Source organism: bacterium (assembly GCA_023145965.1).
GTDB lineage: Bacteria > UBP14 > UBA6098 > UBA6098 > UBA6098 > UBA6098.
This window is the reverse complement of the sequence record JAGLDC010000047.1, coordinates 1-14,043: the sequence shown is the minus strand read 5'-3', so window position 1 is coordinate 14,043 and position 14,043 is coordinate 1. Positions and strand designations below refer to the sequence as shown.

The window sequence follows — 14,043 nt, the reverse complement described above, 5'->3', positions numbered from 1 at the left end:
AAAAAAACGATGCCCCTTTTGCGGCAGCCTCCGCACCAAGCGCAAAAGGTTTATTGGCAAGGCTTCTGGCGCTTAAATCATTCTTCCCGGCGTCATATCACAAGAGGTTTTTCAGGTCGCTCGAAAGGAATCTCGACCTTCTCCTGGCCTACAAAAAATGCTTGAAGTTGCGCCCAAACCGAATATAATTGAGTCATGGAACAGAACTCTCGAACGCAAACTTAAAAATATGGATGGTTTTCAAACGGATAAATCGTGCAAGGTGTTCCTTGAACTCTGGTTCGATGCTCATATATGAAAGAAAGTAAGTAGGTAATATGTCAACTAAACAAAATCTAACAGACCCATTTAATGCAACGCTAACGAAAATTTAATAAATGCCTTTTTGGGATATTTAAATTTCTTGTAAATATGTCTCAAATGTATAGAATTTATTGGGAACACATAAATTAATATTAAGTGCAAAAGCATATAACTAAAGATTATCCATATTCGTGTAAGTTTCTGGGGAAGTTATTTCCTCATGTTGTTTTTGTTGTTGTCCTCTTAAACACCACGATATCAGCGTTCACAGGTTTTAGTTCACGAATACAATCAGCCGACATATGGGCAGCCTCTGCAGGAGAATACACATACTTTAACCTCAAATCAACTTACGAAAAACCACATATCGGTGAAAATAACAGATACGGCTTCAATTTCAATCTCTCATTTCCTCTTGAAAATATTTTGACTTTAGGCATCGAGTCCTCTCTCGATGTCGATCGCTTTTTTACGATGCACTCTTGGAACATCTGGATTGGAAAAACACTATTCCATAATCTCAACCTAGCTGTTTCTCCACAGTTTGAGGGCTATCTCTTCGATCCACACGAAGCCCTAACCGAAATGGAATCCGATCCCCTAATTAAAAAGACCAACAGACTCGAATTTACTTTCTCCGCAGGTATCGCTGCTAAGTTAGGAAAACATCTGGTCATGGCTGCCGAGGCCAGGAATCTCTTGCCTTATAACCTTTCTTCCGGTCCAACCAACAAAAACATGTCCTCGATAGAAATCGCTGGGTCCGCCGAAATCTATTTTAAGAGTGCAACACCTTATATAGATCTCGACATCTCAATTGAGGACCCCCTCGAGTATAGTATAATTGCCGGCCTTGAAGCCCATATTATTCCGAACATCCTAGCCTTGGATATTGGTGCCGGTAATTCTATGATTCGCGCCTCTATATATTACGCCTTCGATAATCTAATTGCTGGATATTCAGCGCAACACTTAATAGATTCTGAGGTTGCAGATTGGCGACACGGTGTCTCGATTGAAATTAACAACAAGGACGAAAAAAGGGAGACAGTTACCTCCGAAGAATGTCTTACTAACACCTTGCCGCTCGAATGGATACATATATCAAAAGCGAAGGGAATCAGTCCCTATTACATAAGCATCGCCTCAGTAAATTTCGACTCGATGTTCCTTCATGTCTCTCCTTCACAGAACCTAAAACTCAAAAGGGTCAACAAAAAAGGCTTATGGATGTGCGAATTGGAAGACTTCCCCGGCAGCAATATCTGGATTTCCGCTTTCGACGACGAAAAGCAGATGTGCCTTAAAAGCATATATAACAATATGACCAGCGCTGTTAGAATGACCATCATGATGGATGCTTATGAGATTTTTATTCCAAAATCTCCCATCGCCTTACCACTCACAGCTATCGATAGCATTGTTCTCAATCACACGCCATTATTTATCGACTCGAAAAATCAAAGTTACTGGAAAAGCTATCTTGACAATCCGGCATCCAATCGTTTTCTCTTCGCTGCCCCTGGTTACAAACCGGAACCACCGAGGATCGAGCTTTCTTCCGAATTTGTTGTAGAGAAGGTTGATAACCGCGTCCATGCTGTTGTTGAAGTCTCATATATTCCAATGCCCCACAGGATTATAGCTACCTCGGAATGGGCTGGTGATTGTGCTGTTCAGTCAAGCAATAAAAGTGATACTCTAACCTTTATCATCCCGAACAGCATCCCGAAACAGATACCTCTCGTCGTTACCGGAAGCGCAACCGATCCCTGGTTCAGGGTTCATCATATTGGACCTGATACTCTCGATAACGAGCTTATCGATAAAATATGGGAAAACACAGACTACTCAATGTTCAATTTCATTTATAACGCTCAAGACGACAGGTATTGTCGCAATACTGAAGACACCAAACTCGATGATCTTGTTCAAAAAACACGCGAGGCTAAAGGAAAACTCCTTATCACTGGCGATAACTATATTAATGCCCTATGTGCATATAACCACGCGCGTTTATCATTGCCAGCCTCGCAGGTAAGAATTGATCCCGCGCTTGTCAGCGGAGATCGTCCCTTCACCTCTGAATGGCAAACCCCTGACAGCTTGTGGTTCATTAACAATTTTACACAAGCAATAGTAGAATGGGAACCTTTAATACAACCGGATGATATTGCAGGCTATCTGGCGTTTGTTTCCGATAAACCAATATCAGAGGCTTCCAACCTGCGAGAAATAATCCACCTTAAAGTAAACTCGGAACCTATTTCCAGTAATTCTTTTATAGTAACAAATATCGAACCGAACAAAAACTACTATATTCGATTGGCTCCTATCACTGGCGATGGTCGATTAGGGGAGCTTTCACACCAGCTAATTATTGGCACCAAACCTCGCCGAAAAACCGAGATTCACGAATTTATGAGTAAACTCGGTAATCCATCGGCTTTCGATTTTTCTGAATACACCGAAATTTCTATGCTTTATAAAAATGCCTCTCTTATCGATCTTTATCTTGGCACTAATAGTCCGGGTGATTCTTATGGTAGCCTAATGCTTAAATCCCCATCGAAGGTGCAAAGCAAATACCATATATGGGAAACACGCAACGCCGGTATTCTCTTCATGGATTTTCTCGAACTCGATGCTATATTCGACGTGCAGGAATTGACCACATTTCCGAAAACTCAAGAGGAGCCCTGCCGGATAAGCGCTCGATACCTTGTTAGAACACCGGATGGATATGAATTGATCATAAAAGTCGAAAATATTGTTGGGGGATTTCCAAACAGGCGGGTCGAAATACAGTATCTATATAGGCTTGTCGAAAATGCACCATTATTTAAAGTAAAGTGATGAAAAAAATATATATAATATTGTTTTTTGCTTTATCCTTATCGCACACGGCCTTTACTGATAACTTGGGAACTATTTATACAAGTTTTGATATCGACCTTACTACCCTATCCACCGGTAGCGAACAGGATTTTAAGGTCTATATCGATTCTATAAGAACAACTTCAGATAGTGTTGTTTATGCCGCTGGAGAGTGTCTCAATGAATACCAGAGCTTTATTTTAAGCTCCAGTTCGAGGCAACTGGCAAACATCACAGAGAGCAGCGTCTCTCTTTGCACAGGTTCGCCCTGCTACCGGAATTATTACACTCATTCATCTCCGGCGGATTTGAACCGTGATCTAATAGTCCGCGCTTGCTATTTTCTTGTTCCCGATAGCCTCGATTCGGCTTATTCCTTTTCGCCAAGCAGGTATTCTTTTACTCTGAGATCATATCGACCGGGCAATCTTAGAATATCCTTTTCCGAAAGGTTTACTACGACAGATTTTAATGAGTGGTCTGTTGTAAGTGATACTATGGATATCACTATCATGGGTGCACCTTTGGATTGCGTTCCTCTAGAATCGCCGAATTGCCTCGAGGTTTATGACATCACTCCACTTGCTGCTAAAGGTATATGGCACCATGTCATGCTACACGATGGTTATCAATATTCCATAAACCCCTTTGCTTCTCCACCGCCTTCTGGAACGGATCTCGACACAAACTATATCTCACTTTTATCCCTAGCTCCAGAAACAAATTACTACCTTCATGTTCGCGCATGGGTTAATTGTGAATCTTCAGGCAGAACTTATTCTGAATGGACGAGCCGATCTTTCAACACACTTCCCCAGCCGCAGACAACTATAAAAACTGATCCACCCGGACTTTGGTTCTCCGCCGATAGCGCATTTTACGATTCAACAACGATTTTTTTCTGGCCGTATTATGGTTCTTCCGGTCCTTGCCATTGGCTAGAGGCCATAAGCCCACAATTTGGAGAACCGGGAGGTATTTATTTCTTCAGGGAATGGAGCAACGGCGGCGCTTTTTATCATTGCTACAGAGTCACCTCAACAAATTACACTATTACCTGCCATTTCGACTCCATCTCGGCGAAATTCATCTCACAAACTCCTCCCCCACCACAGGTTTGCGCAGGCTCGATAATACCGGTAACTGTCACTATGCAAAACACCGGCAACCTTGACTGGACAAGCTGGGAAAATATTAAACTCACTAGTCAGAACCCACCTCTCAATACCACGTGGAGCATAAGTGAGGTAGCTATCGATGGCGAAATTGTAGAACCGGGCGATACCCACACCTTCGCTTTTAATATTATAGCACCTAGCACACCTGGAGACTACACCTTCCAATGGCAAATGCGTTATGGCTCCTTGTCCTTCTTTGGTGAGAAAACTGACAGTGTTAACATCCTCGTAGTCGAAAGCCCTTTGGCAACAGCCTCGAATGACGGGCCACACTGCGAAGGCGATTCTTCTACTCTATTTGGTAGTCCTGACGGCATGATCGAGTATAGCTGGACTGGCCCGAGTGGTTTCACATCGACCGCGCAAAACCCCCCACTCGGTATATCAACTCCTGCCATGTCGGGCGTGTATCGGCTCATTGTGAGAAATGCCAGTGACTGTTTAGATACAGCTACTACAACATTGGCAATCAATACCAGGCCTATAGCTACAGCGAGCAACACGGGACCTTACTGCAGCACTTCGAGTATTCACCTGTCCAGCACACCTAGCGGTATGGCAAGTTACTCGTGGTCCGGTCCCCGCGGATGGTTAAGCTCTGCTCAAAACCCGATCATCCTCGACCCCGATTCATCGTTCACTGGAACTTACAGCGTTATAGTTACAAGCCCTTATAGCTGCAAAGATACAGCAACCACCTCAGTTATAGTCAATCCCAAACCGGAGGTTACAGCCACTACCAATGCCCCTGTATGTGAGGGCGAGATGCTGGAAGTCCGTGTTAATCCAGCTGGATTGACATCCTACAACTGGCTTTTTCCTGATAGCAGCATACGCGTCGGTCGCACCCACTTCTTCCTTCCCTGTTCTGCGGACATGGCTGGATGGTATTCCGCAATTGGTATTAACGAATTTGGTTGCGCCGACACTTCGACTATCTATGTCCAAATCGACACGGTAATCAAAACTCTTACCATAGAATCTTTAAATGCTGACAGCATAGAAATTACATCGGGCTCTTCAACCTACCTTCATTGCGATGTTAGCGGTTGGGATAGCTCAGTTTCATATCGCTGGGAACCCATGACTAGCCTGACATGGGCATATAGTTCAGAACCCCTCGCGCAACCGGAAACCACTACTGTCTACGTCGTAACCGTCATAGACAGTCAGGAATGCGGTTTTTGGATGGTTTACGACAGTATAACCATCAGCGTTCTCGATGAAGTCGAATGCAGGCTTAACCTTGATACACTGACTTCTGACACTATCGTATGCGAAGGAAGTTCTTTTAATCTCTATGCCGGTGCTACTAATCCCTTTGGGACCGTCTATTATACCTGGTCTCCATCGACATATCTTTCCTCTCATCTAGTAAAGAATCCACTTTGCGCGCCCGTTGATGACATCGTCTATACTGTTACAGCCTGGGATGACTCCGGTTGTGCAGATACCGCCACCGTTGCTGTTATAGTTGACGAAATCTCTCTCGATATATCAACCGATGATCCAAGGATATGTCGCGGTGATTACTTAATAGTTAACTCGATAATCGAGGGTGGGGTTCCTCCTTTTGAATATATCTGGTCGCCCATTGAAGTAGTTTTCCCGCCTGAAAGTGCGCTTGTTTCCGCTTATCCTGAAACAACGACAACTTTACGACTAACCGTAATCGACTCCGCAGGATGCACATCGGGGGATAGTCTCAGAATAATCGTCGATAGTTTGCTCACAACCATGTCTTTGGATATTTCTGTGGAGGATTCAGTTATCCTTCTTGGAGAAGTTACACGCCTCCATGCTGATATTTCCGATCCGGTAGGTTCGATAGGTTATTACTGGTCACCTGAGATATTACTCGATGTCCCATATCTTCCGAACCCATGGGCGGAACCATTTGAGTCCAGTTGGTTCTATCTCACAGTGATCGACACACAGGGAAGTTGCATTTATTCGATCAGCGATAGCATCTATATTAGAGTGGAAGACACATCGGCTTGCCCACTCCAGATCACCAGTATGGTTCCGAGAACCACTATATGCCGTGGAGATAGTATCCCACTTTGGGTCGAATTCGACGGTGCTGTTGGCGAAGTTCATTATATGTGGCGACCATCCGAGTTCCTCGATGAACCGACACACTCAATTCCCAGTGCGTTTCCCGAATGGACCACTTGGTTCTGGGTAGTTATCTCCGACGACAGTTGTTCTGACAGCGCGCGTGTTCTGATAGACATAGACACCCTATCCTACTCGATGAACATTCTCAATATCATAGTCGAATCGGACTCAATAGATATTGGCGACACAACAGAAATTTATGCATTGGTCTCTGATGTTTCGGGTGAACTTTCAGTCGAATGGACACCGACTGAGGGTCTTTCTGATCCAGATTCGGTTTTCACTAGAGCTTTCCCGCATGAAACAACTATATACACAATAATCGCGCGTGACAATCAGTTATGCGGAGTGCATGCGGACACCGCATATATCACTATATATGTCAATACATGGCTTGGATGTTCTCTTTCCGTCACCGCCACGCCCGATGATTCTATATGTCCCGAAGAAAGCGCTCTTATCGGTGCCAACATTACTGGAGCTAACGGAGCTGTTGAATTTTCCTGGACACCCACTACCGGCCTATCTTCTCCTTACGAGCGAATTACCTACGCTTCCCCTGAAACCACTACCGTATATATCATTCGTGCCGAGGATGATTCCAGTTGTATCGATTTTGATTCTGTTCGGGTGTCAGTTAAGTTTATCTCGAATGACTCGCTTCCTGCTGGTAGTTTTTGTAAGGGCGATAGCATACCATTAATTCTTTCATTTGCCAACGGAAGGCCTCCAGTCAGTTGGGCTTGGACACCCTCGATTCATCTCAGCGACTCGACCGCCGGGGATCCAATATTCTATGCCGAATCGAGCATCACTTATTCGGTGATGGGCATAGATGGCGAAGGCTGCCTTTTAACAACCGAAGTCTCGCTCGAGGTCGATAGTATAATAAAAACTCTCGAAGTTCTTTTATCGCCGGATACAAATATAATTGTCGGTGGTTTAGCTTATCTTCGTAGCGAAATCACTGGAGTTGTTGGTGATGTCTCTTTCACTTGGTCTCCAACGCTTTGGCTCGATGACCCATCGAGCCTTTTCCCCACTGCACGGCCACCTTCGAGAATGGTATATCATTTCACTGCTATGGACTCACAAATATGCGGTGTTTTTGCGATCGAGGATTCTATCGTCGTTGATATATTACCCTCGTTCGAGTGTAGTCTCGAGGTTACACCCGCATTCTCCGAAACATCGATATGTCTTGGTGATTTAATCACACTGGCAACATCTACATATGGTGCAACCGGCGAAGTTACATATAACTGGTCACCTTCAATTTATCTTGATGATCCCTTTGCACCATCGCCATTTCTTACTTTCCTCGATAGCTCGACGAATTTTATTGTGATCGCCAGCGACGATAGTTGCTCTGACACTTCTTCGATAACGATTCATGTTAAAAACCTCGACCTTATATCCGAGGATAGTATAGTTATATGCAGAGGTGATTCACATTCGCTTGTCGCTGATTTTACATGGGCAACCGAACCGATAGAATGGAACTGGGAACCTTCTATCGACCTATCTGACCCGGATTCATTCGCTACTAACGCCTTTCCGGATACCACGACTATCTATACTCTTATAGCCACCGATGCCTTCGGTTGCATCGATTCCAAAAGCGTTACAATCGTTGTCGATTCAGTTCTTTGCACCATGAAAGTCGAACTCACAGCATCGCCATCCTCAATTCACCTCGGCGATAGTGCTCTTGTAACCGCAAACTTCGAGGATGCTATAGGCGACATCTCTCTCGAGTGGTTTGGGCCATTTGTCTCCGCTCCCGATGAACCGATTATCTGGGTTCATCCTGTTTCTTCGAGCTGGTATAAAATAAACGCTAGCGATAGCCAACCCTGCGGTGATTTCGTCATCGAAGACAGCATCTTGATTTCTATAATTCCAGATGAATGCTCGCTTCGTGTGGAGATTGCACCAACTCCCCCGATATGCAAGGGTGATTCCGTATTGCTTACAGCAGAATGCTCCGGCACATATGGTCCAGTCGAATATGAATGGGTTCCCTCCGAGGGTCTTTCCACGACCGATTCCGAAACGACCATAGCACATCCAGATTTCACCACACTCTACTGGGTTCATTGCGTCGATAGCCTTAATTGCACCGATTCGACTAATGTAACGGTGACTGTCATTCAACCACCCGAGGTCGAAGCGTTCTCGTCTAATGATAGCATCAACAGCGGCGAACCTATATTGCTTATAGGCTTCCCAAACAATCCAAGCTATTCTTTCCTATGGCAAGGTCCTGCGGGATTTACATCGAATATTAGGTGTCCAATAATTGCTTCATCTGACTCCTTAAACTCCGGATGGTATTCCCTTACAGTCAGCGACACCTTCGGTTGTTCTGCGGAGGATTCCATTTGGATAACGGTTTATTCTGTCGATCCTCAACCTCATATTTATGTTCTGCCAAATAGTATCGATTTCTATGTCGAATCCATCGATACAACTGTCACCACGCCCTTTTTAATTGGCAATTCAGGAAATACAAATTTGATAATCGAGGAATTTGGTCTGAGCTCCTCTGGAAGTTATTTTTCATACTCGCCCGAACCACCAACTGAAATAGCCGAAGAGACCGAGGAAACCCTTACCATTTCTTTCCAAGCTGTAGAAGAGGGTATATTTGTCGATACCTTGACAATTAACTCCAACGATCTTGAAAATTCTTCTCTCAGAATCTGTATAACTGGCGAGGTTCACATCCCCGGTTCTCCCGATATCTCCTTCGCTCCAGAAACACTCGATTTCGGCCCGGTTACAATTGGGGAATGCTCCGATGAATCGACTTATGTCATCAATACGGGAGACAGGCAGCTTATTATCTATCAACTAGATTTTCCCAGACAGGGTTTATATCACACCACTCCGCAATTACCCGATTCCATAAATCCTACAGATGGCGAGTGGTTTGTGTTTGAATATTGTCCTTCCGAAGCTTCTTCGATGCACATAGAAGTCGAACCTATAACGAATATCTATTTCGGCAATCCGGCAATCCTCCTTGCTTTGGGACTAGGAATCGAACAGGCGGGATATTCTATCAACACCGAGATAATCACTCCTAATGGTGACAACAAAAATGATATTTTTAGAATATCACATACAAATCCGTCGGATTCCTGTATCCTGACAATTTATAGTCTCGAGGGTAAAGAGATATACTCGAGTAGCGTTCTTGAATGGGATGGTAAAGTTGGTGGCCGCCTCGCTCCAATAGGAACCTATTATTATTCTCTAGCTTGCCAAAATGCTCGAATTTCCTCGGGAACCATAGCCCTAATTTATTAATATAAAGGTAGTTATAATATATATCTATTTTTTATCGTCTTATCTTTAACCATAATTCCTGTTTCAAGATGTTGATTATTTAATGACCATGCATATACTTCAAAGGTTACATTTTTGTATATTTAAACGGAGGAATCGATGAAACAAACCCCTTCCACTGTATTTATTATAATTGTTCTTTTTGCTTTAAACATTGCCTTTGCCATTCAGGTAACTCAAGAGATGGCCCTCGATGTTGCCAGCATTTTTCTCGACACACATCCAGGGTTTGGATTATCACCCGACCAGCTTTGCAAATCGGAACCTTTTGCAATTAGCAACATATCCGTTATCACCTCCGATGTGCAACCACTCGCCTATATAGCTCATATCGAACCTCAAGGCTATATCGCTGTTTCAGCAGATACCGACATAGAACCCATCATAGCTTATTCCACGGAAGGCGATTTTGTAATCGATGAATCGCATAACAACTTACCCTATCTTATACTGAAAACGGATTTAGCCCTTCGCAAAGAGGCTAAACCCTTCACCAACTCGGCCGTTCTACGCGCTAATAATCTTTCTTGGAATAGTTACCTAAATCATGAAAAACTGTTTATCTCTTCGATATCAACAACATCTATCTGGGGCCCGTGGATAGACACTAACTGGGGCCAAAGCGCACCATATAACGAACATTGTCCTATAGACCCCGAAGCAGGCGAAAGGTCTGTTACCGGTTGCGTTGCAACTGCAACCAGCCAAATTATTGATTACTGGGAATATCCGTCTTCGGCTACATTCAATTCCAGCGATAGCTATTGGTCGGAGTCAACATCTCCGAGAATCTGGATAGATGCAAGCACAGCAAGCTTTTACGGCTTAGATTACCGCGGTGCCGGGCGTTATCCAACAAGTGCATCTATTGCCGACCTAATGTGGGCTTGCGGTGTTTCGCTCCAAATGCAATATAGTAATGAAGGTTCTTCTTCAGATACTCGGTTTGTGCCGGATGCACTCATGAATAAATTCGACTATGCCTCTGCAAGCGGAATGATAATATTATCCACTGGGTTTTGGGATACTCTTCAGGCTAATATCTTAATCGCCCAACCAGTAGAGTTAGGCATCGGCGGTATGGGGGTCGGTGGCCACGCCATTGTTTGCGACGGCTACGACACTTCGGATCTTTACCATTTGAACATGGGCTGGTCGGGTTATTCTAATGGTTGGTATAGCCTTCCAGAAGGCATGCCAGCAGACTTTACAATAGTCGGCCACCAAGCAAAAGATATCATCCCACCGGTCATAACACGTCGCCCACCACAGAACCTAAACGCAAAATCGATCACAGGAGGATACATAGAACTTAGCTGGAATAGACCATTTAATATCACCGAACCTGTTATAGGATATAAAATATACCGTAAAGGCTTCTATGATACGGAATACACACATATTATTACAATAAGCGATACCATTTATCTCGACACTTCTATATCCGAGCTAACTGGATACACTTACGCAGTTTCCGCCGATTATTCCGCTGGCGAAAGCGATCCACTTCAGATAAGTGTCTATTCAGGTATTATCGGCGGATGGTCTCGCACTTATGGTGGTGCTGGCGACCAAGTGCCTTATTTTGTCGCGCCTGCCCCGGGATATGGATGCATCGCCGTTGGTTACACTCTGCTTTCGAGCACCCTCGATAAAGATGGCTATGTTTTGCGAACAGTTGCTGGAAGCTCTCCTCTATGGACAACCTCTATCGATCGTGCTGGTACCGATGATTGCTTATATTCTGTTTGCGAGCTTCCGGATAGCGAGTTCAGTGCAGCGGGTTATTCCGTCAACGATAGCAGAAACAACATCTGGCTCGTTAAGCTTAACGATACAGGGGACACCATTTGGACAAGACTTATCGAAACCTCGTATAACGAGGTCGCGCTTTCACACATCTTCACTTCCGAAGATTGTTTCGTGCTTGCCGGTTATAGATCAGAAGGCTCTATTGAATACGGTATTGCGGCCAAAACCGACGCTAATGGCGACACAATATGGTTACGCAATTACTACTCGAACACCCGATTCAATTCGGTTAAAGAGGTTTCGAGCGGTGGTTTCATCCTTGCCGGGGAAATATCCCCCGGCCCTCTGGGTCAATCCGATGTTCACATCGTCCGAATAGATATAAACGGGGATACACTCTGGAGCCGCAACTTCGGTGGGACATTAGACGATGTCGCCAACTGCATTACCGAAATGCGCGACGGTTCTTTCGTCATCACCGGTAAGACTAGATCTTATGGTATGCCTATCTTCAACAGCATGTTGGTCATGAAAATATCCTCCTCAGGCGATGAAATATGGACGCGTTCCTTTGTTGATATGGGTGACTTCGAAGGCCATTCTGTTATCGAAACCCATAGAGGAACTATCTTCGCCGCTGGAGGGGCCAAATTTGGTGGCAATCTCGATATTTATACAATAGAGCTTAACTGTGATGGAGATTCATTAGCCACACATACATACGGCACCGCTGGCAGTGATATTGCCTACTCTGCGGTTCAGCTACCCGATACAGGTCTTGTCATAGCTGGCAAAACCTTCCAAACCGACAACACCGATTTTTGGCTACTTAAGATTGGCGGCGACCTTCTGTCTAGTGTCGAAGAAACCTTACCGCCAGTTCCCGAAAACATTTCATTGTTGGCCCATCCTAATCCTTTCAACTCTGCTGTCTCGCTATCACTTTGCGACATCGATAACTCAAGAGATATTAGTGCCCAGATTTACGATATCACAGGTAAATACATTACCGACCTTCGGTCATCACCCAATTCTTCAAATACTACTCTTATCTGGACGCCGAAAGAGGGAATTGGCAGCGGCATATATCTTGTTCGAGTGAAAACAGGCGGGGAATACATATCTAAAAGAATAATTTATATAAAATAACCTTTGTTTCACATTTATAAAAAATAATATAAGCTAATTCTCAGTTAAAATTTTATTCTCGGCGCTAAGCCAATTATATAACGGCATAATTTCTTATCTAATAGATATATATCCATATAATCGCTGTTTCAGCATTTTTTAGCTTGCATATTTCGGTTGAATATATAAATTTTGTAACAAGCAAATTTGATATTTTTTCACGGGGCGTAGCGCAGCCTGGTAGCGCGTTCGGTTCGGGTCCGAAAGGCCCCCAGTTCGAATCTGGGCGCCCCGATATTTAAAGGGGAAAAATCCCCTTTTTTTATTATCTATAAAAGGATATTATTATGAAAAATTTCAGAAGACAAATAGCTGTTATTGGCGGAAGAAAAGCAGAAAGGGAAGTTTTACAGGCAGCCGAGGAAGTTGGCGCTCTAATAGCGGAACAAGAATGGCAGCTTATATGTGGTGGAATGCGCGGTGTAATGCGATCAGCTTGCTTAGGTGCATCAAATGCAGGTGGTTTAACTATCGGTATTCTTCCCGGAAAAAACAGAAACTCCGCAAATCATTATGTTAGGGTAGTAGTAGCCACCGGAATCGGAGTTGCTCGGAATAGCATAATTGCCCATTCCGCCGATGCCGCAATAGCTATAGGCGGAAATTATGGCACACTTAGCGAAATAGCATACTTTTTACAGTTAAATAAACCTGTTATTACCCTCATGTCTCAATGGGATATAAACGGAGTTATTTCCGCTAAAGAACCAAAAGATGCTATCTCCAAGTTAAAAGGAGTGCTAAATATACCAGCATGAAGAGAGTTAAAATAATAATCGAAGGTCGAGTTCAGGGTGTAGGATTCAGATGCTTTACTGCAAGAGCCGCTTTAAAGCTAGACATAAAAGGGTTTGTGAAAAATAATTATGACGGCACAGTTGAGGTTGTAGCGCAGGGTGACAACTCAAATATTGGCTTATTTATTTTGGAAATAAGAAAGGGACCATCGAGTTCATTCGTGACCGGATTCGATATTATCTCAACAGAATCGAAAAACAACTTTACTTCATTCGATATAACCTACTGAAACCTAATAAGTCTCGACTTCCCGAAGCTCCCCTGTCTCCATCCACTCATTGTAGTATTCAATAAAATAAATTGACCCTTCTTCGTCTTCATCGCCGAGGGATGTAGTAAGAATAAATTCTTTGGTTGCCTCAGGCCAAAAAATAACAGGGAAATCCTCCCCGGCCCATTCACCATTACAATTAACAAAAAATTCCTCTCCTAAATTAACAAGATACATATAAGGTCCATCATTTTCATACCT

General features: G+C 43.8%; 7 protein-coding genes and 1 tRNA gene. 7 read left to right on the top strand and 1 reads right to left on the bottom strand.

Features of this window, described 5'->3' with window-relative positions; all coding sequences use genetic code 11:
* Positions 1–157: 157 nt before the first annotated feature.
* From KAH81_05370 to KAH81_05340, 7 genes are all read left to right on the top strand, one after another.
* Complete coding sequence (locus tag KAH81_05370) at positions 158–298, top strand: hypothetical protein (GenBank protein MCK5833084.1); 141 nt, start codon at positions 158–160, stop codon at positions 296–298.
* Between the two features lie 161 nt (positions 299–459).
* Positions 460–3,159 carry a fibronectin type III domain-containing protein gene (locus tag KAH81_05365; GenBank protein MCK5833083.1) on the top strand — a complete coding sequence of 900 codons (2,700 nt, stop codon included), beginning with the start codon at positions 460–462 and terminating at the stop codon, positions 3,157–3,159.
* Positions 3,159–9,794 (top strand): choice-of-anchor D domain-containing protein, encoded by a 6,636-nt coding sequence (locus KAH81_05360; protein ID MCK5833082.1) that lies wholly within the window; start codon positions 3,159–3,161, stop codon positions 9,792–9,794. The genes KAH81_05365 and KAH81_05360 overlap by 1 nt, the downstream gene beginning before the upstream one ends.
* 138 nt (positions 9,795–9,932) lie before the next feature.
* Positions 9,933–12,734 carry a C10 family peptidase gene (locus KAH81_05355; GenBank protein ID MCK5833081.1) on the top strand — a complete coding sequence of 934 codons (2,802 nt, stop codon included), beginning with the start codon at positions 9,933–9,935 and terminating at the stop codon, positions 12,732–12,734.
* 200 nt (positions 12,735–12,934) lie between these two features.
* A tRNA-Pro gene (locus KAH81_05350) sits at positions 12,935–13,008 on the top strand.
* A gap of 52 nt (positions 13,009–13,060) precedes the next feature.
* Positions 13,061–13,531: a TIGR00725 family protein gene (locus KAH81_05345; protein MCK5833080.1), complete on the top strand. Its 471-nt coding sequence runs from the start codon at positions 13,061–13,063 to the stop codon at positions 13,529–13,531.
* The gene (locus KAH81_05340) at positions 13,528–13,800 is read left to right on the top strand and encodes an acylphosphatase (protein ID MCK5833079.1); all 273 of its coding nucleotides are present in this window, start codon (positions 13,528–13,530) and stop codon (positions 13,798–13,800) included. The genes KAH81_05345 and KAH81_05340 overlap by 4 nt, the downstream gene beginning before the upstream one ends.
* Before the next feature lie 3 nt (positions 13,801–13,803).
* Here the strand turns inward: KAH81_05340 and KAH81_05335 are convergent.
* Positions 13,804–14,043, bottom strand: a 240-nt coding sequence (locus tag KAH81_05335; protein MCK5833078.1) for a hypothetical protein, incomplete at its 5' end; no start/stop codon positions are given.

Coding starts and splice junctions, on each gene's coding strand:
- KAH81_05370 (MCK5833084.1), top strand. CDS start 158: ATGCTTGAAGTTGCGCCCAAACCGAATATAATTGAGTCATGGAACAGA.
- KAH81_05360 (MCK5833082.1), top strand. CDS start 3,159: ATGAAAAAAATATATATAATATTGTTTTTTGCTTTATCCTTATCGCAC.
- KAH81_05355 (MCK5833081.1), top strand. CDS start 9,933: ATGAAACAAACCCCTTCCACTGTATTTATTATAATTGTTCTTTTTGCT.
- KAH81_05345 (MCK5833080.1), top strand. CDS start 13,061: ATGAAAAATTTCAGAAGACAAATAGCTGTTATTGGCGGAAGAAAAGCA.
- KAH81_05340 (MCK5833079.1), top strand. CDS start 13,528: ATGAAGAGAGTTAAAATAATAATCGAAGGTCGAGTTCAGGGTGTAGGA.